The sequence below is a fragment of the Nostoc edaphicum CCNP1411 genome (assembly GCF_014023275.1).
GTDB lineage: Bacteria > Cyanobacteriota > Cyanobacteriia > Cyanobacteriales > Nostocaceae > Nostoc > Nostoc edaphicum_A.
Genome location: NZ_CP054698.1, coordinates 7,171,470 through 7,193,397 on the forward strand (window position 1 = coordinate 7,171,470; position 21,928 = coordinate 7,193,397).

Below are 21,928 nucleotides of genomic sequence, written 5' to 3' on the forward strand. Positions count from 1 at the left end.
CATGTCCAATATATATTTATGAATATTTGAGACTTATAAAATATCAAAACTATGGAACTGCGACACCTGCGCTACTTCATTGCTGTAGCTGAAGAACTGCACTTTAGTAGAGCCGCAGAGCGACTTCACATTGCTCAACCGCCCTTAAGCCAGCAAATTCAACAGCTAGAAGCAGAACTAGGCGTTGAACTTTTTCAACGCAAAACTAAACGACAGGTGCAGCTAACGGAAGCCGGACAAGTATTTTTGCAAGAAGCTTATCAATTGTTCGCTCAACTGTCCAAGGCAATTGATCTGACTCAACGGACAGGTAGGGGTGAGAAAGGACAACTACGAGTAGGTTTCACCAGCTTGGTAACTTACGATTTGCTGCCTGTGATTTTGCGGCGGTTTCGAGAACAGTTTCTAGAGGTGGAGTTAGTATTACAGGAATTAACGACAACTCAGCAAGAACAAGCGCTATTCAATCGCCGCATCCATGTAGGTTTTGCCCATCCACCTTTAGAAGACAACACTTTTAATCAAGAATGCATTCAGCAAGAGGGACTAATTGTAGCTTTGCTAGAGACTCATTTCTTAGCTAGACAAGAAAATATTTCAGTGCGCGAGCTAAAAAATGAAAATTTTATTATGTTCCCTCGCCATTTAGGCCCTGGACTTTACGATCAAATCCTGAGTCTTTGCCAGCAAGGAAATTTCAGCCCAAAAGTGACTCAAGAAGCAATCCAAATGCAGACAATTATCGGGCTAGTGTCAGCAGAAATGGGGATTGCGATCGTACCGTCTTCTTTGCAAAATCTTCAAAGGGCTGGTGTAGTTTATCGCACTTTAGAAGAAAAAACACCATTAGTAGAAACGGCTGTAGTGTGGCGACAAGAGGATATGACACCTGTTTTACGGGAGTTTCTACAAATTGTCAGAAGTCTCTGTAGTTAATTAGTCAGGTGAACTACTCAGACCTGCCTACGGTTGAAGTTGATCCGTTAGTGAGTCTTCTCCCAAGGGGAGACGCCAAGGGCGAACGAGGGTCGCGTCTTGTCTTTAATTTTGAATTAATAATTTTGAATTCCCCGTTCGCGTAGCGTCTCGCAGAGAAGGGGTTGACCAGTCATACTCTGTGTATTTTTCTGCATCAGCGTTTTGGTATTGATGTCCCAATACTGCTCGGGTTTTGCATTTTTAACTCGGAATAGGGTTTGGGAAAAGGTTAAAGGTTAAAGGTTTTTTCTTTCCCCCGCCCCTTATCCCCAGAGGGGGCCCCACCTTCCCCTTTTCCCCTTAACCGACAAGTATTGATTGATGTCCTTACTTTTGAACAGCATCCTGTGGCCTAATTCACATAAGGCGTAAATTAACCAGTCCTAAAGAGGATATAGAATTTTGGGGTTTTTGTTAAAAATTACATATTCTCAAGAGGTCAGATTTATGTCTCTGCGTGAATACAAACCCGGAAATACTTTCCCCGGTGTCATCGGTCGGACAGTTGATAAATCCAGTCCAGCTTGGCCAGAACCGTTGCGATCTAAAGAAGGAACACCAAACGTCCTATTTATCGTTTTCGATGATACAGGCTTTGGGCAATTTGGATGTTACGGAAGTCCCATCAAAACACCCAACCTAGACGCACTAGCCGCCAATGGCTTACGCTACAACAATTTACATACAACGGCGTTGTGTTCACCCACCCGTTCTTGTCTTCTGACTGGGCGCAATCACCATTCTAATGCCATGTCCTGCATTACAGAAGGTTCTACGGGTTATCCCGGTGGTAATGGGAATATTCCTTTTGAGAATGGGTTTCTCTCGGAGATATTATTACAGAAGGGTTATAACACTTATGCGATCGGGAAATGGCATTTAACGCCCGCAGACCAGATATCTGCGGCCGGCCCCTATGATCGCTGGCCTCTTGGTCGCGGTTTTGAACGTTTTTATGGTTTTCTAGGCGGAGAAACCCACCAGTATTATCCAGATTTGGTTTATGACAACCACACCGTTAAGCCAGAAAAGACCCCCGCAGAAGGCTACCATTTGACCGCAGACTTGGCAGACAAGGCAATTAGCTTTATTGCTGATGCCAAGCAGGTTGCCCCCGATAAACCCTTTTTCATGTATTTCTGTCCTGGTGCGATGCACGCCCCCCATCATGTGCCGAAAGAATGGGCTGATGCCTACGCCGGACAGTTTGATGATGGCTGGGAAGCTTACAGGGAAAAGGTTTTTGCTCGTCAGCAGGAAATGGGGATTGTCCCGGCCGATGCCGAACTCTCCCGCCATGATCCCGATGTCCCGCACTGGGATTCTCTCTCAGCCGCAGAAAAACGGCTTTATGCCCGGATGATGGAAGTATATGCTGGCTTTTTAACCCACACTGACCACCATATCGGTCGCTTACTCGACTTCCTCAAAGCGATCGGCGAGTTCGAGAATACTGTAATTATAGTCATCTCAGACAATGGGGCAAGTTCTGAAGGGGGGCCAACTGGTTCAGTTAATGAGAACCTCTTTTTTAACAATGTGCCAGAATCCCTAGAGGAAAATCTCAAGGCACTAGATAAGCTAGGCAGTCCAGAAACTTTCAACCATTATGCTTGGGGTTGGACTTGGGCAGGTAATACGCCTTTCCGTCGTTGGAAACGGGAAACTTATCGGGGTGGAATCAGCGATCCCTTGATAGTCCATTGGAATCAAGGCATTGAGGCAAAAGGTGAAATCCGTACTCAGTACGCTCATGCTATTGACCTAGTACCGACTGTGCTGGAATTACTGGAAATTGAACCACCAACAACGATTAAGGGTGTTACTCAATCTCCTATTGAAGGTGTCAGTTTTGCTCATACTTTTAATCATAGTACCGTACCTACTAAGCACCTGACCCAATATTTCGAGATGATGGGACATCGTTCTCTTTACTATGATGGTTGGCGGGCGGTTTGTCCTTGGCCTGGCCCCTCATTTGCAGAAGCAGGTCAGTTTTTTGGTGCGGCCATTTCGGCCCAAACTCTAACGGATTTGGATACCCATCATTGGGAACTGTATCACGTCGCCTCAGATTTTTCGGAAAATCATAATATTGCGGCTGATAATCGCCCTAAGTTGATTGAAATGATTGCCACTTGGTACGTAGAGGCGGGTAAATACAATGTGTTGCCTGTGGATGGCAGAGGCGTACAACGATTTGCAGAAGAACGTCCTCAGATTGCCGTCAATCGTAGCCGCTATACTTACTATCCTGATACTCAGGCAATCCCAGCCAATAGTGCCGTCAAGTTGCTCAATCGTTCTCACAGTATTACGGCTGATGTGGAAATTCCCACAGGTGGCGCAGAAGGAGTATTACTGGCTCATGGAGGTAATGATAGTGGCTACTCCTTCTATATCAAAGATGGCAAACTGCACTGGGTTCATAATTATGTAGCGCGATCGCTGTATCATGTCGAGTCTGGGTCATCTGTGCCGGAAGGTCGTCACCAGTTGCGCTTTGAGTTTAAAGTCACGGGTCAACCAGATTTAGCCAAGGGGAAAGGAACGCCAGGTTGCGCTGAACTTTATATCGATGGGAAATTAGTTGGGCAAGCCAATGTCCCTGTAACTACTCCTTTAGCACTAGGTCTGACCAGTGGTGTGACTTGTGGAATTGCCCCTGGTGCGCCTGTAACACCCGATTATGAACCGCCCTTCAAGTTTACGGGCAAGATTTATAGTGTGATAGTGGATGTTAGTGGAGATTTGATTCAAGATAAGGAAGCTGAAATGCGTACTATTATGGCACGACAGTAGAGAGTCAAGTCGCTTCTCTACGAGACGCTGCGCGTAGCTTGCTTCTCTGAAAGAGTACGCTCCAATTAAAAATTAAAAATTATTAATTAAAACTTGCAAGACGCTCTCTACGAGACGCTGCGCGAACGCGGACTCGTTAACGCTACGCTATCAGTGGAGCCATGCACCATCCCTTATTACTGGTTCTCGTTAAAGTCACTATTTTTTCTCTGATGTTAGCCATAGGGTGCAACCTCTCTTTTGAAAAGATGCGCTCCTTCTGGCGAAAACCTGCCTTAGTATTCCGTGCGCTTTTAGCGGTTGTTGTGCTGGTTCCTCTAGTGGTTATTCTTCAACTGAAACTGTTGAACTTACCACCGGCAGTGATGATCGGATTGGCAATACTTGCAGCTTCTCCAGGTGCACCTCTGACCACAAAGCGATCACAACAGGCTGGAGGTAGCTTCCACTACTCAGCAAGTCTTCAGCTAACTCTGGCAATACTGGCGGTTTTTGTTACTCCCATCACTTTGGCAATTTTAGAAGTTGCCCGGCAAGTCATTATGGTGCAGTTATTACCTGTCAGTCTCGGTATTTTGATGCAAAAGTTCACGGCTACATTTACCCAAGAGATTGCTAAACTCTTGACTTTTATTGCTAACAGTCTCTTTTTGGCGCTAGTTGTTTTAGTGTGCATCTTAGGGCTGCCAATGTTTTCCAAAGTTGGGGAATTACCACTGGTAGCGATCGCAATTATGGTGATTGCCTCTCTAGGAATTGGACACGCTTTAGGTAGATTCGATGATGATACCCGATCTACCTTGGCGATTTTCTGTATTGCTCGCAATTTTGGTTTAGCTTTATTTATCGCTATTTTGAATCATGTACAACAGCAGGTGATTCCTACACTGCTGGCTTATCTTATTTTAGGAGCACGTAAGTCTTGTATGTCTTTTGATGTATTATCTTGATTTACCCACCCATCCTATCCCCCTGGATGGGATAATAAGTTACTAGTAGGGAAAATGTGTAAGCTATTCCCTAACTTTATATTTCTCTGCACTCTGGTTATATTGAGGAACTCATTGTGGTTGCCACGCCGGAAAAAGTACAACACACCCACGAGCATCTATCAGGTAAAGACCGTGTAGCCGTATTGCTTATGGGCTACGGCGAAGTCGAAAGCTACGAAGATTTCGCCAACTATAACGAACAGGCATTAAATCTACTGACAGCAAAATTCGCACCAGTGCCAACCTGGATTTATCCCCCACTGGCAAAGCTTTTGGCGCTATTTGACCGCCACGAGTGGGGACACACACACCACGATTTTATCTCCCCACACAATGCCATCTTTGAACAGCAGCGAGCTGGGATTGAGAAGCATTTACAAGAAAAATGGGGTGATAATGTCCAAGTTTTCAAAGCTTTTAACTTTTGCGCCCCTTTTCTACCCAATCAAGTCTTGGCAGAAATCAAAAACCAAGGCTTTGACAAGCTGCTGATTTACCCTCTGCTGGTTGTTGATTCTATCTTTACCAGTGGTATTGCGATCGAGCAAGTTAACAATGCTCTTGTTGAGTTGACTGATGGTGAGGAACATTGGGTTAAAGCACAGCGTTACATTCCTTCTTTCTTCAACGAACCAGCTTACATCGATTTAATGGCTCATCTGGTTGAGGAGAAAATTGCTGAGTTAGCCTCAGCTTATCTACCTTCTCAAATCGGTATTGTGTTAATGAATCACGGTTGTCCTCACAAAGCCAAAGGCTTTACTTCTGGGATTGCTGAAAGTGAAGCAATGTACGATTTGGTTCGAGATAAGTTGATTAACCGTTATCCGTTAATCTCGGTGGGTTGGCTCAATCATGACACGCCGTTAATTGATTGGACACAGCCAAACGCAGAGCAAGCCGCAAATAACCTGATCCAATTGGGTGCAAAAGTAGTGATATTTATGCCAATTGGCTTTGCGACAGAAAACCACGAAACTCTATTGGATGTACACCACATCATCCATGCTTTGGAAAAACAGCATCCTGGTACGAACTACGTACAAATGGCTTGCGTCAACGACCATCCAGAATTCTTGGCGATGGCGGCGCAATGGGCTGATGCTCATATTGGAGAGTTGTTGTCAGAGCAAACTTTGGCAGTTAATCCCCAACTAGCGGAGCATCATCATCACCACCACCATCATTAAGTTTTTTAGGGTGGACAAAACTTTGACCACTCTACACTTATGGTGTAATCATTTGACAATCTCACACTTCAAGGTGTGGGATTTTTTATAAGAAGAATTCAGAACTCAGGAGCGGAGCCGGAGACGCTCCGCCTCCGGTCAGAATGAGCGTATGAATTCTGTACGAGTGGGTGACGAATATTGGTTAAAACCGTACAATTCTTAGAGATGCTACCGCGAACGTCCCGCTACGCTAACGCCCGAAGTCAAGCGAAAAAAATTAAAATATTCTCGCCTTAAAACTCTATCCGTTTATGGGTAGAGTATTCACCAATTCTGTTAGCGCAGCGGGGCGTAGCCCATGCTGTATTCTGACTGAAGCTGAATGAAACTCTTCTAATTTGACAGTAAATAACGAAGGCCGATCAATAACACAAAAATACCATACAGCTTTTTCATAAACTCGCTGCTAATAAACGGCTGATTTGCAAACAATGCCCCGAAGAAGTTACCCACGATTAAACCAACTGCAATAATCAGAGCATATTTGATATTAAGATTACCGTTGCGATGGTAAACTAAGGCTGCTAGAATCCCAATTGGCAAAATTTGAGCAGCCACAGAAGTTCCGGTAGCTAACTTCTGATCCAAACCAATTACTAACACCATTGCGGGAATCATAATTGCGCCGCCACCAATACCAAACATCCCGCCAGCGACGCCAGAAACTAAACCGATTAACAACAGTTGGATCAAGATATTAGACATAAAAAATGGTTGCTAGATTACAAACTTTGAATAAGAATTCAGAAGTCAGAATGGGCTAAACGCCCCGCTACCGCTAACAGGAGTCAGAATCAAGACGCTCGATAGCGTAGCGGTAGCGAATCCTTGAGCGTCTGACTCGCTAACGCTGCGCTATCCACCAGTCGCACAGAATTCAATTCTGAATTCTGGCTCCTGACTCCTGAATTCTGTTCGGATAAATTAATTTTCTGGGAAAAAATTGATTTTGGTAGCATTCCATGTACACCTTTTTGGGGACTGTTAACAACTTGAGTAATGTGAAAATTCACAGCTAAACTACACAATACATAAGCATCTTCTGGCGACAAATTAGTAAAGCGTTCCAGAAAATCAATCATGTTTTTTAAAGCTAGTTCTAAAGCTTCATCTAAGGTTTGAGCAAAGCCCATTGTGATGATATGAGTTGGAGTTTCGGCAATTGGTGTTGTTAGTTGTAAATCCTTGCGAAGTTTGAGGGTAATTCTACCGTTCATGGAAGTTTCAATGGCGGTAACATTTACCTCACCATCTCCTTGTGCAGAATGCCCATCACCAATAGAAAATAATGCACCTGGTACGAAAATCGGCAAAAATAAACGAGAACCAGCTTGTAATTCTCGGTTGTCGATATTACCACCGTAAGAACCTGGTGGGATAGAAGTTCGAGAAGTTTCTGGAGTAGCAACACCAAGAATCCCAAAAAACGGTTTGAGAGGAATTTTTATACCAGCACCCGGCGGAAATTCCGCGATATTGTTTACTAAATCTAGAGGAATGAATCTCAACGCAGGTTGAGAAAACAGATGTGGTAAAGCTCCCCAACCTGTACGAATGGCATTAAACCCTACAGGTAAACGAGGTGCGATCGCATCTAATTGTACTTCTAAAACATCCCCTGGTTCGGCATTGCGTACATAAATTGGCCCTGTGAGTAAATGTGGCCCTCCAGCAATTTTGCGCTCTGGTAAAAGATTTTGGCAGATATCGAGAAATTCTGGTGTGAGAAACTCAGGTGGTGCTTTGTCATAAACGTAGTAGCCTGTATAAGTTTCTACATCAATCGTATCGCCAGAGTCAATAGTGAGTACTGGTTTTAGCAGATGCGAGAAGCCACCTAGATGTACGGTTTCTTTTGAGGCTTTTAAAATGTAATGAGTCATAACTATTTTATTTTTAATTGTGTGCAAACAAGACCATTTCTATAGATTCATATCTGTGCATTTTTGTCAATCAAAAGTTAAATAAAGTCTATAACCAGCTTTTAGAGATGGTCACTTTTCATTAGCCCTGTTTTATCACTTTCGGAAAAAAATAATCGAAGCGAAACTCTGAAACTTTTATTTAATAAAGCTTTGAGTCTTTATTTTCTAGTATAAGTTAAAATTTATAGCTTAAAAGCTGAAAAGTTAAGCTGAGAAAGGCTTTCAGCGATTGGTTTTTCCCAAACTGATAAAATAGGGTTAGAGCGATCGCAACCAAAATAGTTATGTTTTCACTAAGGTATAAGATTCCTGGGGTTAAATTAAAGTAAAAATTTGGGATTACGGCAAACAATTTCTTGAAGTCACACTTGGTCAGCTTACGGTTATTTTTTAAGTTAAAAAACATTTTGTAACACAGGAAGAATTATATGATTTACATTTGAAGTATTTAAAGTTACAATTCGATGAAATTACATAGTACTAGTTCTGATCAAATAACTAAGCAGACTAGCAGCGACTTGTCTATTTTTAGGAGCTTTGAAATGAAATCAATTCTTGAGTTGATTGAGCAGAAGAACCAGGAATATGCTCAGTTGCCGTTTTTTGAGTATATGAAAGACGAGACAATTGACCCACGGCAGAGGCTAGCATTTGCACCTGTAATTGCTCCACTGGCACTGGAATTCAGTGAATTGTGCAAACGAGTTCTCAGAGATGAGCCAACGACTAATTACATTCAAGAGATGGTCAATTTGCACACGCACGAAGAACATTTCCACTGGCAATGGTTACTGGAAGACATGGGTAAGATGGGAATTGACTATCCTATGCGGTTCAGTGATGCAGTGCGATTCATTTGGAGTGAGCATACCAAGGTTTCCCGTTCCATGTTTCCTATATTTGAGCGGTATACTCTTGGGGCAGATCCGATCATTAAATTGGTTGCCATTGAGGTATCTGAAGTCACAGCAAATGTCTTCTTCCGTTCAACCATGTCTGCGGCTCTGCAACTGCAAGAAATGACTCAAACAGAGTTTCGTTACTTTGGTATGCGTCATAACCATATTGAAAATACCCATACTCTCCATACTCCTTCTTCTTTGCAAATAATCAAAGAGATTGAGGTGTCAGAAGAGATTCGTCAACAAGCACTTGAGTTGATTGATGTGGCGTTTAAGTACTTTACAGACTTGATCAATGAGTTTTTGGTCTATATTAAGACTCATTCTTATCAAGAACCCTTTTTTAAGGTGTATGAACCAGAGCGATCGCTAAAAGCTGTCTAAGAGGTTGTTTGAAAAGTGTTTCGCTGTGACTTTAATCACTTTTATATCCCCCTAAATCCCCCTTAAAAAGGGGGACTTTAAGAAGTTTTGCCCCCCTTTTTAAGGGGGGTTGGGGGGATCAAGAGTCCGTGGGGCAACTCTAGAAGACTTGTGTGTACACTGTAGCCTTTCTAAGGGGGGTTAGGGGGGATCTAAAGTGCCTAAATTTACAGAAAAATACTTTTCAAACATCCTTTAAGCTATCTGCTTAGTTTGCATTCATTTTGTGAGGATAATATTATCAGCTGCTTTCATGTTGACTTCGCTGCATGAGTCAACAAATTCCCGCCCAAAAAATTACTGGATAAATTGTGAGATTGCAAGTGGATTAGGGAAAACTGAACTCAGATTATCCAGTAGCAGCTATTATGGTAGAGAATCGAGTTAATGTTCCCGGCTATGGGATTGGTGAAAGCATCTACACCAGTACTCGCACTCTGGTTTACCGAGGTTGGCGACAGGCTGATCAAACCCCTGTTGTCATCAAACTCCTGAAAAATGCCTATCCTAGTCTGATTGAGTTGGCTCAATTCAGAAATCAGTACACAATTGCGAAAATCTTAAATGTCTCTGGGGTTGTTCGCATCTATGGTCTGGAAAATTGCCAAAATCGACTTGCCCTGATCCTGGAAGACTTTGGTGGGGTTTCTTTAAAGGAGTACACCGCTTTTAAAAGGAAAGGACTCAGCAATACAGAAAATCAGGAAAATTCCTCACACCTTCATCCTGATTTCTTGACTGAATTTCTCCAGATTGCGATCGCACTTGCCGATATTCTGGGTGATCTCTACGATCACCAAATCATCCACAAGGATATCAAACCAGCCAATATCCTGATTAATCCCACCACCAAGCAAGTCAAACTCATCGACTTTAGCATTGCTTCACTGCTGCCAAGAGTTACCCAACTTTCAACCAGCCCTACTATTTTAGAAGGAACCCTTGCCTATCTCTCCCCTGAACAAACCGGGCGAATGAACCGAGGGATTGATTACCGCACTGACTTCTATTCTCTGGGTGTCACATTCTATGAACTGTTGACAGGGCAATTGCCATTTCAATCTGATGATTTGATGGAATTGGTACATTGTCATATCGCGAAACAACCTGCTTCTTTGGAGCAATTCAAAATTCCTCAAGCAGTTTCAGATATCGTGATCAAATTGATGGCGAAGAATGCCGAAGACCGCTATCAGAGTGCATTAGGGCTAAAACACGATTTGGAAACCTGTTTGATTCAATTGCAGAAAAATGGTAATGTTGTGCCCTTTGGGCTAGGACAGCGGGACGTTTGCGATCGCTTTGCGATTCCCGAAAAACTCTACGGCCGGGAAGTAGAAGTTGCAATGCTGCTAGCAACCTTTGAGCGGGTGCGCCAGGGGAACTCTGAACTAATGCTGGTGGCAGGTTCCTCTGGCATTGGTAAAACAGCAATTGTCAACGAAGTTCATAAACCGATCACCCGTCAGCGGGGATACTTTATCAAGGGCAAATTCGATCAATTTAATCGTAATATTCCTTTTTTTGCCTTGGTGCAAGCGTTTCGAGACTTAATGGCACAACTGCTGACAGAGAGTGATGCCCAAATTGAGCAGTGGAAGACCCAAATTTTATCCACATTGGGTGAGAGTGCCCAGGTGATTATTGAGGTGATTCCAGAACTCGAACAGATCATTGGTCAACAGCCCTCTGTCCCAGAATTATCAGGCAGTGCAGTCCAAAGCCGCTTCAATTTGCTGTTTCAGAAATTCATTCAAGTATTCACAACCCAAGACCATCCCCTCGTCATTTTCCTCGATGACTTACAGTGGGCAGACTCCGCTTCATTAAAGCTGATGCATCTGTTGATGAGTGAAGCAAATAACTCTTATTTGCTGGTGATTGGAGCATATCGAGATAACGAGGTTTCGTTTGCACATCCCCTAATGTTGACCATCGAGGAGATGCGGCAAGAGGCAATTACAGTTAGTAGTATTGTCCTTTCTGTGCTTACCCAGACCGACCTGAATCAACTGATTGCAGATACCCTCAAATATTCACCAGAACAAGCCCTAGCGATCGCCAATCTGGTATATCAAAAGACCAAAGGCAATCCATTTTTCACGAACCAGTTTCTCAAATCGCTGCATGAAGATGGGCTAATCACCTTTGCTGCCAAAACAGGCACTTGGCAGTGTAATATTGCTCAAATCAGAGCGCTTTCTTTTAAAGAAGATATTGTGGAGTTTGTGGCGCTGCAACTCCAGAAATTACTACCGCAGACTCAGGATATTCTCAAACTGGCTGCATGTATCGGCAATCAGTTTGATTTAGAAACCCTATCGCTTGTCTATGAGAAATCTCCAGCACAGACCGCAGCGGATTTGTGGCCAGCTCTCAAGGATGGATTAATCTTGCCCAGTGGGGAAGGGTATACATTCTTTCAGGATGAGTCTGTTGTCATGGATGATTTGACAAATGACAACGAATCAATAACTATTACCTACAAATTTCTCCACGATCGCATTCAACAAGCCGCTTATTCACTAATTCCGGCGAATCAGAAACCAGTAACTCACCTCAAGATTGGTCAATTGCTGTTAAACAATACCCTGGAAACTGAGCAAGAAAAGATCATTTTTGAAATTGTCAACCAACTGAATGTTGGGATAGAACTGATCGTAGCCCAGCCCGATCGCGATCAACTGGTACAACTCAACCTGTTGGCGGGACGGAAAGCCAAGTCTTCCACAGCTTACCGAGTAGCAATTGAGTATTTGACCATCGGGATTAGTTTATTGAGATCCGACTGTTGGCAAAGTCAATATGAGTTGACTTTGGCACTGCACGAATTAGCAACTGATGCTGCTTACCTTTGTGGCGCGTATGAACAGATGGAGCAATTCGCCCAAACAGTGATGCAGCAAACGAAAACTCCACTGGATCAAGTCAGCATTTACGAAACCAAAATCCAGGCGTATACAGCTAAAAATGATGTACTAGGCGCGATCGCGATCGCCCGTCAGGGAATGAGTCAGTTTGGTGTGGTTTTCCCAGAAATACCCACTTTCCAAGATGTTCAGGAAGCCCTTCAGGAAACCGCTACCTTAATTCACGGACGTGACATTGCTTCCTTGGTTGACTTACCAGTGATGACAGCAAAAGACAAGCTAGCAGTCACCCGAATTGTGGCAAACGTTGCTCCCGCCGTTTACATCGCCGAGCAAAATCTGTTTCCGCTACTCATATTGTCCCAAGTCAAAGCATCGATTCAGTATGGCAATGCTCCCTTTTCTGCCTTTTGTTATGCTTGTTATGGCATTCTGTTGAACGGAATTCTTCAGGATATTGAAACAGCCGATCAAGTTGGCAGCCTTGCTTTGGCACTAACTGACAAATTTAATATTAGCGACATCAAACCCACTGTATTTTATGTTGTGGGTGCTTTCATCACTTATTTAAAATCTCCACTAAAAAAATCTTTACAGCTCATGTTAGAGGGCTACAAGATTGCCCTAGAAACTGGAAATGTATACTACGTGGGCTTCAATACGAAAGACATCTGTCAGTATTCTTATTTCCTAGGTCAAGAACTGAACTTATTAGAGCAAGACATAAGAGCTTACAGTCATGTTTTAGAAAATTTTAAGCAAGGCACGACCCTCAACTACTGCCGCATCTTCTGGCAAGCAGTTTTGAACTTACTCGGCAAGGCTGAGAATCCCTGCATTTTGACAGGTGAGGCACTTAACGAAGCAGAATTTATCACCCAACTGGTTAATGCCAATGAGTTGACTGGGCTTCACTACTTCTGGCTCCACAAATTGATTCTCTGTTATCTGTTTGAAAACCTCTCTGAAGCAGCGGAAACAGCCGCTCAAGCTAGAGAATATCTAGTTGCAGGCATGGGCTATGCCACCGTGCCGATGTTTTATTTCTATGATTCACTGACGGCTTTGGCAGAGTATTCTACGGCTACACCTTCTTGGCGAGAAACATTGCTAGAACGAGTCACAGATAACCAGAGAAAAATGCAGACTTGGGCGCACCATACACCCATGAATTATTTGCACAAATTTGAACTGGTAAAAGCTGAAGAATGCCGAGTATTGGGGCAAATGGGGCAAGCAGTGGATCTCTACGATCGCGCGATCGCTGGGGCAAAAGTCAATGGATACATTCAAGAAGTTGCCCTCGCTAATGAACTAGCTGCCCGATTTTACCTGGAATGGAACAAAGAGCCGATCGCTCAAATTTACCTAGCAAATGCCTATTATAGTTACCTCAGCTGGGGAGCGGTAGCCAAAGTCAACCAGTTGTCCCATCAATATCCTCAATTCTTGGCTACGATCCAACAGCCGCAAGAAATTGGTTCTTCAAGCCTCACCCGCACCACTACAACCGGATTGGGACACACTAGTTCTAATGGGTTTGAAGCTTTAGATTTAGCAACAGTAATGAAAGCCTCTCATGCCCTGGCGGGGGAAATTGAGTTAGAAAAGCTGTTGACAACCCTGATGCAAGTCGTGATCGAAAATGCCGGGGCTGAAAAATCTGTCCTCCTACTGCTTCAAGATAATCATTGGGTGGTTGCGGCTCAAAAAACCAGCAAAGCGATCGTGGAAACGGGTGTTGCAAATCCAATTTCTCAATCAGAGGAGCGATTGGGTGAAAACCTTGGGATAAAAAATCTACACTCCCTTCCGCTTTCAGCCAGTCAGGATATTCCCAAAGCGGTTGTGAACTATGTCTCACGTACCTCCGCAACCCTGGTACTAGATGATGCTCGCACAGAAACTACCTTCGCCAACGATCCCTACATCATGCAATGGCAACCCAAAAGCTTGCTATGTACGCCCATTCATAATCGTGGACAGCTAATTGGTATCCTCTACTTGGAAAATAGTTTGACGACTGGAGCCTTTACCCAAAACCGTCTTGAAATTTTGCGGCTACTCACAGCACAAGCTGCCATCTCGCTGCAAAACGCCATGTTGTATACCAATTTAGCTGTGGCAAAAACCCAACTAGAAGACTACAACCATACCTTAGAAGACAAGGTGCAGCAGAGAACTTTTGAGTTGAATGATAAAAATCAGCATCTCTCGGAAACCTTAGAGAAACTTCAACATACGCAAACTCAATTGATTCAAACTGAAAAAATGTCTTCGTTAGGACAAATGGTGGCAGGTGTTGCTCACGAAATTAACAACCCGATTAACTTTATTTATGGCAACCTCACCTATACCAATGAGTATTGTCAAGATTTACTGCGCTTGGTTGAGCGCTATCAGCACTACTATCCTCAACCGTTCGCTGAGATTCAAGAAGAACTAGAGGCAATAGATTTCAAATTCCTCAAGTCAGACCTACAAAACCTGCTGCAATCAATGAAAGTGGGGGCAGATCGCATCCGCCAAATTGTCCTTTCTCTCCGCAATTTCTCGCGCCTGGATGAGTCTCAAATGAAACTTGTCAACATTCATGAAGGTATCGACAGCACTTTGCTAATTTTACAGCACCGCCTCGAAGGGAAAACACACCGTCCTGCAATTGATGTGATTAAGGAATATGCACAGTTGCCAGAAGTTAACTGCTATGCCAGCCAGATTAATCAGGTGTTTATGAATATTCTTAGCAATGCTATTGATGTATTGGATTCATCATTTGCAACAAATGAACATAATAGCCAAGCAGCAATTCCCACCATCCGAATTCGTACTAAAATGACTGATGCCAATACAGTCACCATTCAAATTGCAGATAACGGGTCTGGTATATCTGAAGAGGTGAAGCAGCGTCTATTTGACCCATTTTTCACAACAAAACCTGTTGGACGGGGAACGGGCTTGGGATTATCGATTAGCTACTCTATTATGGAAAAACATGAGGGACAATTAAGTGTAATATCGGAACAAGGAAAAGGAGCGGAGTTTTTCCTTGATATCCCCTTAAAAAATCTGGTTCCTACCTCTGTAGGTTGATTGCGCCAATTTAGGATTTTGGATAATGGAATTAGTTCTTGGGTTCGATTAAGGCCGCTATGCCTGCTCTCAAATCTAAAAGAACGTGAGTTCGATGAACCTCTCCCTCCCAGCCTCCCTCTCCGTTTCGGAGCTACGGTGTACACACATCTCTATGCTGAGTGCAAAATGTGGTTTGATCCCCCTAAATCCCCCGATAAATTGGGGGACTTTGATTCTAGTTCCCCCCTTTTTAAGGGGGGTTAGGGGGGATCAGAACGATATGGGATAAGGTTATCAGACTTGTGTGTACACCGTAGGTTTCGGAGAGGGAGGAGCAAGGAAAAATTCAGCTTTTTGCTCCCCTCTCTGTGTCGGAGAGGGGCTGGGGGAGAGGTCAAATAAAACTTGTCGAACTCACGTTAAAAGAAGTTCCTTCCGACGCTTCGCGATCGCCAATCTAAAATCCAAAATGGTTTAACTCTATGCTGATTAGTTTTGTTAAAAGCTAGGTGATACCAATTTGAAGAAAGAAAGTTACAGATTCAACCCTGAAATCCCAATGAAATCCGACACCTCTGAATTACGAATTACGAATTACGCCTTACCGTACTAGATGTAATTTAGCTTATTATTATCTCAACAATTTGCTCTCTAACTCCGTGGAGAGTAAATAAAAACAATTTGAGATCGGGAATTTGGAGGGGATTGTAGAGTGGCTGATGATGAATACATAGTTAATACACAACAGATTTATCCAAAGGACTTTTCCTGGGGATTATGGCCTGTTGTGCCACTCTACCCTTATGGTAGACGGCAAACAATTCGTAAAGAGGTGCTTAAGGATACAATCTGGAATTTTGACCAGATTCAGGGCATTTTCTACGTAGTTGTGCCGATTCGTATGACTGTGGTTAAGCTGGAAACTGGGGGTCTTTTGGTCTACGCGCCTGTTGCACCAACCCCAGAGTGCATCCGGCTTGTGAATGAATTGGTGGCAGAACATGGCAATGTTAAGTACATCATCCTACCAACTATCTCTGGTATAGAACACAAAGTTTTCGTCGGCCCCTTCGCCAGATACTTTCCGACTGCACAGGTGTTTGTGGCTCCCCATCAGTGGAGTTTCCCGCTAAATCTCCCCCTTAGTTGGCTTGGCTTACCCTCAAAACGAACTCAAGTACTCCCAGAAGATAGTAGCAAAACCCCCTTTGCTGATGAGTTTGATTACGCAATTCTGGGCCCCATCGACCTTGGCCCTGGTAGGTTTGCGGAAGTTGCTTTTTTCCACAAGCGATCGCATACTCTTTTAGTCACTGATTCTGTACTTTCGATCCCAGAAGATCCACCTGCGATCGTTCTATTAGATCCATATCCTTTGTTATTCCATGCCAAGGATCATGCTTCTGATATTGTTGCAGACATTCAGGAAAATCGCCGTAAGGGTTGGCAGCGCATCTGTTTGTTTGCTTTGTATTTTCAACCAAGGGCACTAGATATACCCCAATGGAGTCAGGTGTTGCAAGATGCCTTGAAAGCACCACAACGCTCAAAGAAAGCTTATTTTGGATTGTATCCCTTTAAATGGCAGTCAGATTGGCAGCGATCGTTTTATGCTCTGCAAGGGAATGGGCGTTTGTTTGTCGCACCAATTTTACAAACGCTAATTCTCAACCGCGCACCAAAAGAAACCATCGACTGGGCTGAAAAAGTTGCTCGTTGGGATTTCCAGTGGATAATTCCCTGCCACTTTGATTCACCGATTAAAGCCGAACCGCATCAGTTTCGTCAAGCTTTCTCTTTTTTGGAAAAGCAGCCTGCTGTCAGTGGGGGTTTATTCAGCAGTAGCAGCTATCCTTTACCAGAGGAGGATTTTAAAGCACTTAAGGAAATCGATGCAGGTTTAAATAAGTTTGGCATTGTGCCAGCACCAAAGGAGAAAGTGTAGGATAGACGGCTAATTAAATTTTGTCTAGCCTTGTAATTACATTTGAAGTATAAGTGAAAGTACAAGGACATCCAGCAGAGGCTAAGAGTCTAAGATGTCCTTGATAACGCTTTTTATATCTGTGTCGCCAGGACGTTTTGCAAACTGCTCGTGACTATAAATCCATACAAGTTTAATTACACAGTCAATTGTATTAACTAAATACATCAATCTGATTTGTCCAGAAGCTCCTTTGGAAACCTTTAACTCTAGCTTGTGAAATGACCATCCTTGAGGCAATTTAATCTTTGCAGGTAAGGGTTCGTTACGAGAATTGATAGGATACTGGTCTTCAATCAAATCTTCCAAAGCTTCTGCGACAAGTGCAACAAAATCTGCTCTATGAGCTTTTGCAAGTTTTTTGAAAGAACGTATGAAATTCTCGCATTTTTCAATCGAGAAGGGAGTTGAGCCAGTCACGCACTTCTCCTTTGCGAATACGAGTTGATGATTCCGAAGTAAAAGCGTCCTGCAAAGTTTCGGACATTACATGTTTATACACAGGGTTGTCACGCTCTATCAGGTCTAGCTTCTGATAGCCTAACGCTTTCAAATCCTCAAGAAGAATCGGCTCAGTTGATCTAGCTTCAGGTGGCAGCCCTTTGCGAGCTTTCTTCCAAGGAAACTCAAAATGGGTCATATCACTAAGTAGATAGGCATGGTAGCTACCGAAATATTCCCAAATTTCTTCTAGAAGTTGTTTCTTATCATTAGGAATCTGTAACAAGAACTCTTGAGTAGGGATAGGTAATTGTTTAGCTTCAAATTCACTGTAAAACCTGTAAGCCGGAGGACACACAGGGCCATATCGCCATGCTTGGATTTCTTCTTCAAACAATGGCTCATCGTACAGGGCTAAATGTAAGCTTTGTGAGTAATACAGAAGCTTTTGAACCTTCATATTGGTCATTTCTGCTTCTATACTGTCCTCATAAGCTCTCGCGATAAAATAGCGAGCTGCATTGAGACAATCGATCATACTCAGACCCGCAAATTAAAACAGACTTTCGACTTTAACAAGTTTCAAGAGTAACTCACACATACTATTATAATTGGAGCGTGTAAATATATAGTACATTTTTACTAAATATTATGATAAATCATTTTTGTAAATATCCTATAAACAAGACTGTAACTTAGATTAAACTCAGTGCGATCGCCTATCGCTATAAGTTGAGTTGAAGCAGCCAACCCAACATTTGACAATTTTCTTACTGTTTGATTCCCTTAAACCGTTCTTTTGCCGCCTGAAACGCTTCTTGCATCACCAACTGAATTTTTTCGGGATCGGGTTTCTTACCTCCCATTAAATCACCAAAATAAACGCAAGCTGCTTCCCCTAGCGCCCAGGTATAGGCGGCTGCCCAAGAGGCTGCGATCGCACTACCAAAACCTGGTATAAATTTAATTAACTCCCGTGCAATTGCCTGTGCTAAAAAACCACCTGCGATCGCACTCACAACTCCCCCCGCCTGAGATGGCGTAACTGTCTGCCCATATAATTTACCCAACAGTCCCACCATTGATACTTGTAAAGCAGTGAGTACGGGCATTGTGGCAAATGGCAAAGGTACAGCGGCGAGAGTGGCTGACATAATCGCAAATGGCAAAATATAACGGCGTGCAGCATCTCGGTAAAGGTTGCCAATTTGCTTCCCAACTTCTTCTTGATCTAATAGCTGATAAATTGCCTGGGCTTCTGCTTGTGGGAGTAGTTCTGCTAAGGAATCTCGCAGCGCTTCTAAGCCATAAAATACCGGAGTGTAGCCATCTTCTTCTAAAGTAAAGTCAATTAGTACAGAGTGGTCAGTTATTCCTGCGAAGGCTTGTTGCATTGCGGCAAACGCGCGGTTGACTTCCTGATAATCTGGTGGATGGGCGGGATGATCGACAGTATCGGCAGGATAAACTTCATGCAAACAGGTAACTACCAGTAGACAGGGAATGTCTGGATACTTCTGGCGTAGTTGTTGAGCAATTTTTCGTAGCGTGTCAGTTGCAAAATCATTGATTTTAACGGTCAAAAGGAGAATTCTGGCGGAACGAGTTTGCTGTTGTAAATCGCTAGCTAATTCCTGAATAATTCCCTGGGTATCTTGTTTAACATCACCCAAACCCACCGTATCAGTAAAAATCAGTAGCGGCAGGTCATTAGAAGGATAGGCATAGCGCTGGGTGTTTTGTGTGTGGGGACGAAATCCCTGACCAATAATTTCGGCAGAAACTCCCGTCAATCCCCGCACAATTGAACTTTTTCCGGCTTGGGGTTTACCAATCAGTAGCGCTTCTGTGGTTGGCAGTTCGGCTCGGATTTTCTCTAAAATCTCTGTAACTTGAGCCTCACTCACACTAAACCATTCAACAACTGTCTGTGCCAGTTGTTCTACGGGTAGGAGTTGTGTTAGACGTGTTGTTGTCTTGTTCCAGACACCAGCAATGCGGTTTGTCCAGGAATTATCGACGGACGTGGTAGTTGTTCCATCGGTCGGTTCACTCAATTGCTGAGAATCAGTTAAGGGTGAGTCAGCATCACGTTGCTCAGTCATTTACATCCAAACGGTAGATAGCTGTCATTAATTCAGGACACTTCATGGTGTTTAAGATTGAAATTATTAACCTAGAAGACCCTTTTACTCATCTTATAGCGATTCTCAAAGAGATAACCAGTACCGTTAGTAGTGTAATTAACTTGGGAGCAAGCCTGCCATAAAGCATAGCGGAAAGGGAAGTTTGGCTCCCCCTTCCCTGTCCCTTACCCATATCTTTCTTAACAAACAGACAAAATACTTAAACAGGACTTACGCAAACAATAGCCGAAAAGAATGATTTTCAGGTAGTAGAGGCAATTCATGTAGACGCGTTTGATGGAGCAGAGGGGCAGAGGGGAAAAACTTACGCCCCCTAATTTCCCATCTACACGTACCTATTTTTTAGGTTAGCGTTTCAACTCCTGTGAACAGTTACCATTTTTTGCAATACACCCTTTTCTAGCAATATATTGACCATGAATATTTACCATAAAAGGAACAATATAAGTCAAAATTGCAGAAATCCAACGCTGATATGTCATTTGACCAGTCCACAGCGCCCAACCATGATTGATTGTGAACAGGAGAGATCCTATTATTAGGGCTACTTTCAAGGCAGTTAGCATCCACTGGCGATCAAATAAGCTAAATAAATATTGTCTTACAATGTTCTTATGCCTCATCTTGTAACTTCCTTGAAGTATTAATTAGCAGCAATGGAAGATATTCACAATCATGCAGTTGCATTTAATTGACATAATTTTGTGTCGTACAATAACTCATTAAACTTTTCTAATCGTAGGAGCATTTAAATAAGCTTGAGGATTCTCAGGGTCAAATTCCAGACCATTAAAAAATTTCTCTATGCCCCGTGATGTATTTGGCGGAATCGCTTTTTCTTGACCAATAAGTTTAGCTGCTTCTCGCCACAAATCTTCGCGATTTACAGCCTCAATTAAAGGTTTAGTCTGAAATTCTGGGGAACGATGCCCCCATCGCATATCTTCAATTAAAAACCACAAATCATGGCTTTTATAAGGGTAGGAAGCATTATTGCGCCAAAACTTAATCGCATGAGGACTATTTTCTACAACGCGACCGTTTCCATAATCAAACTTGCCCAGTAAGCGATCGCGAAGTAAATCACTTTTGACTCCCATCCATTGGCGTTGTGAGAGAATCCTTACCATTTCCTCTATATTTTCAGGGCGATCGCACCATATCTGAGCTTCCAAAACAGCAGCTAGCAGTGCTTTAGCTGCATTAGGATGCTTATCTACCCAGTTACCACGCATGGCGAGTGCTTTTTCAGGGTGATTGTTCCACAACTCTCCACTAGTTACAGCTGAGTATCCAAGCTTCTGTTTAATCAAACGATGATGCCAAGGATCGACCACACAAAAACCATCCATCGTCCCACCGCGCATGTTAGCTACCATTTGAGGCGGTGGTACCACCATCAGGGATGCATCTCGTTCCGGATCAATACCGCCATAAGCAAGCCACCAGCGCATGAAAAAATCTCCTGTTACCCGTCGATAGGGAATAGCAAAGCGGGAGATTTCTCCAGTCAACGCCTTCTGAGCCAAAGCTGATTTGAGGGCAAAACTGTCCAAACCAAGATTTAAATTTTTATGGGCATTGGCAAGTGAAATCCCTTGTCCATTCAAATTTAAACGAGCCAGGATATATATAGGTATTTTACGACCGTATGTAATCTCTCCTGTCGCAATCAGGTATGTCATGGGAAAGAGTAAATGGGCACCATCCAAGCCACCATCGGCTGAACTTAACATCAGTTTGTCACGCGTAACAGCCCAAGAAGCCTGCTTATTTACCTGGACATCAGGCATACCATACTTAGCAAAAAAGCCTTTAGCTTTGGCGATAATTAAAGGAGAGCAGCTGGTAACAGCGATGAAGCCTAGTTTAGCGGTTGTCACCTCAGGAGTATCGCTATAACCAGCATATACACCTGAACTCAACTGGGTAAGAGGGGAGCCAGAAGTGCCACGATGGGTTATGGTTTGAGTCAATAGTGCTGCTGCACCTGTGGTTGCTAAAAATTTGCGTCTGGAAAGCTTTGCCATATCGATTCATCTCTTGCAAGTAAACAGATATATATAGGAATCCGCTTTGATTTCTGAACTAATTTGCGTAGGCAGGTAATAGGGAATAGTCAAGAAGGCTTCTTAGTTGTACTGAGTTTTTTCAGAA

The 21,928-nt window shown here is 43.2% G+C and carries 14 protein-coding genes; 7 read left to right on the forward strand and 7 right to left on the reverse strand.

Annotation, left to right across the window (positions count from 1 at the left end; all coding sequences use genetic code 11):
- The first annotated feature begins 51 nt into the window (after positions 1-51).
- From HUN01_RS32865 to HUN01_RS32880, 4 genes are all read left to right on the forward strand, one after another.
- Positions 52-936: a LysR family transcriptional regulator gene (locus tag HUN01_RS32865; RefSeq protein WP_181929673.1), complete on the forward strand. Its 885-nt coding sequence runs from the start codon at positions 52-54 to the stop codon at positions 934-936.
- A gap of 489 nt (positions 937-1,425) precedes the next feature.
- A complete protein-coding gene (locus HUN01_RS32870; protein WP_181929674.1) occupies positions 1,426-3,780 on the forward strand; it encodes an arylsulfatase in 2,355 nt (784 codons plus the stop codon).
- 161 nt (positions 3,781-3,941) lie between these two features.
- A complete protein-coding gene (locus HUN01_RS32875; protein WP_181929675.1) occupies positions 3,942-4,730 on the forward strand; it encodes a bile acid:sodium symporter family protein in 789 nt (262 codons plus the stop codon).
- A 116-nt stretch (positions 4,731-4,846) separates the two neighbouring features.
- Positions 4,847-5,962, forward strand: a complete 1,116-nt coding sequence (locus HUN01_RS32880) for a ferrochelatase (protein WP_181929676.1) — start codon at positions 4,847-4,849, stop codon at positions 5,960-5,962.
- A gap of 375 nt (positions 5,963-6,337) precedes the next feature.
- Here the strand turns inward: HUN01_RS32880 and HUN01_RS32885 are convergent, their stop codons facing one another.
- Positions 6,338-6,709: a sulfite exporter TauE/SafE family protein gene (locus tag HUN01_RS32885; protein WP_181929677.1), complete on the reverse strand. Its 372-nt coding sequence runs from the start codon at positions 6,707-6,709 to the stop codon at positions 6,338-6,340.
- A gap of 89 nt (positions 6,710-6,798) precedes the next feature.
- A complete protein-coding gene (locus HUN01_RS32890) occupies positions 6,799-7,887 on the reverse strand; it encodes an acetamidase/formamidase family protein (protein ID WP_238845859.1) in 1,089 nt (362 codons plus the stop codon).
- A gap of 584 nt (positions 7,888-8,471) precedes the next feature.
- On the opposite strand from HUN01_RS32890, the gene HUN01_RS32895 reads away from it, so the two are divergent.
- The 3 genes from HUN01_RS32895 (at position 8,472) to HUN01_RS32905 (ending at position 17,144) form a co-directional block, all read left to right on the forward strand.
- Positions 8,472-9,215 (forward strand): hypothetical protein, encoded by a 744-nt coding sequence (locus HUN01_RS32895; protein ID WP_181929678.1) that lies wholly within the window; start codon positions 8,472-8,474, stop codon positions 9,213-9,215.
- A 407-nt stretch (positions 9,216-9,622) separates the two neighbouring features.
- The gene (locus HUN01_RS32900; RefSeq protein ID WP_181929679.1) at positions 9,623-15,217 is read left to right on the forward strand and encodes a trifunctional serine/threonine-protein kinase/ATP-binding protein/sensor histidine kinase; all 5,595 of its coding nucleotides are present in this window, start codon (positions 9,623-9,625) and stop codon (positions 15,215-15,217) included.
- A gap of 694 nt (positions 15,218-15,911) precedes the next feature.
- Positions 15,912-17,144: a DUF4336 domain-containing protein gene (locus HUN01_RS32905; protein WP_181929680.1), complete on the forward strand. Its 1,233-nt coding sequence runs from the start codon at positions 15,912-15,914 to the stop codon at positions 17,142-17,144.
- 81 nt (positions 17,145-17,225) lie between these two features.
- Here the strand turns inward: HUN01_RS32905 and HUN01_RS32910 are convergent, their stop codons facing one another.
- The 5 genes from HUN01_RS32910 to HUN01_RS32930 all read right to left on the reverse strand — a co-directional run bounded on the left by HUN01_RS32910 (position 17,226) and on the right by HUN01_RS32930 (position 21,801).
- Positions 17,226-17,603 (reverse strand): hypothetical protein, encoded by a 378-nt coding sequence (locus HUN01_RS32910; RefSeq protein ID WP_069074171.1) that lies wholly within the window; start codon positions 17,601-17,603, stop codon positions 17,226-17,228.
- A complete protein-coding gene (locus tag HUN01_RS32915) occupies positions 17,575-18,162 on the reverse strand; it encodes a Panacea domain-containing protein (RefSeq protein WP_069074170.1) in 588 nt (195 codons plus the stop codon). The genes HUN01_RS32910 and HUN01_RS32915 overlap by 29 nt, the downstream gene beginning before the upstream one ends.
- Positions 18,163-18,394: 232 nt before the next feature.
- On the reverse strand, positions 18,395-19,729 hold the full coding sequence (locus tag HUN01_RS32920) for a YcjF family protein (protein ID WP_181929681.1): 1,335 nt from the start codon (positions 19,727-19,729) through the stop codon (positions 18,395-18,397).
- 389 nt (positions 19,730-20,118) lie between these two features.
- Positions 20,119-20,394: a nitrate/nitrite transporter NrtS gene (nrtS, locus tag HUN01_RS32925; protein WP_238845867.1), complete on the reverse strand. Its 276-nt coding sequence runs from the start codon at positions 20,392-20,394 to the stop codon at positions 20,119-20,121.
- 99 nt (positions 20,395-20,493) lie between these two features.
- A complete protein-coding gene (locus HUN01_RS32930) occupies positions 20,494-21,801 on the reverse strand; it encodes a CmpA/NrtA family ABC transporter substrate-binding protein (protein WP_181929682.1) in 1,308 nt (435 codons plus the stop codon).
- Positions 21,802-21,928: the final 127 nt, after the last annotated feature.

What these genes read in the sequence shown, in the direction of transcription:
- HUN01_RS32865 (WP_181929673.1), top strand. Translation starts at nt 52, where the DNA reads ATGGAACTGCGACACCTGCGCTACTTCATTGCTGTAGCTGAAGAACTG.
- HUN01_RS32870 (WP_181929674.1), top strand. Translation starts at nt 1,426, where the DNA reads ATGTCTCTGCGTGAATACAAACCCGGAAATACTTTCCCCGGTGTCATC.
- HUN01_RS32875 (WP_181929675.1), top strand. Translation starts at nt 3,942, where the DNA reads ATGCACCATCCCTTATTACTGGTTCTCGTTAAAGTCACTATTTTTTCT.
- HUN01_RS32885 (WP_181929677.1), bottom strand. Translation starts at nt 6,709, where the DNA reads ATGTCTAATATCTTGATCCAACTGTTGTTAATCGGTTTAGTTTCTGGC.
- HUN01_RS32890 (WP_238845859.1), bottom strand. Translation starts at nt 7,887, where the DNA reads ATGACTCATTACATTTTAAAAGCCTCAAAAGAAACCGTACATCTAGGT.
- HUN01_RS32895 (WP_181929678.1), top strand. Translation starts at nt 8,472, where the DNA reads ATGAAATCAATTCTTGAGTTGATTGAGCAGAAGAACCAGGAATATGCT.
- HUN01_RS32900 (WP_181929679.1), top strand. Translation starts at nt 9,623, where the DNA reads ATGGTAGAGAATCGAGTTAATGTTCCCGGCTATGGGATTGGTGAAAGC.
- HUN01_RS32915 (WP_069074170.1), bottom strand. Translation starts at nt 18,162, where the DNA reads ATGATCGATTGTCTCAATGCAGCTCGCTATTTTATCGCGAGAGCTTAT.
- HUN01_RS32920 (WP_181929681.1), bottom strand. Translation starts at nt 19,729, where the DNA reads ATGACTGAGCAACGTGATGCTGACTCACCCTTAACTGATTCTCAGCAA.
- nrtS (WP_238845867.1), bottom strand. Translation starts at nt 20,394, where the DNA reads ATGAGGCATAAGAACATTGTAAGACAATATTTATTTAGCTTATTTGAT.
- HUN01_RS32930 (WP_181929682.1), bottom strand. Translation starts at nt 21,801, where the DNA reads ATGGCAAAGCTTTCCAGACGCAAATTTTTAGCAACCACAGGTGCAGCA.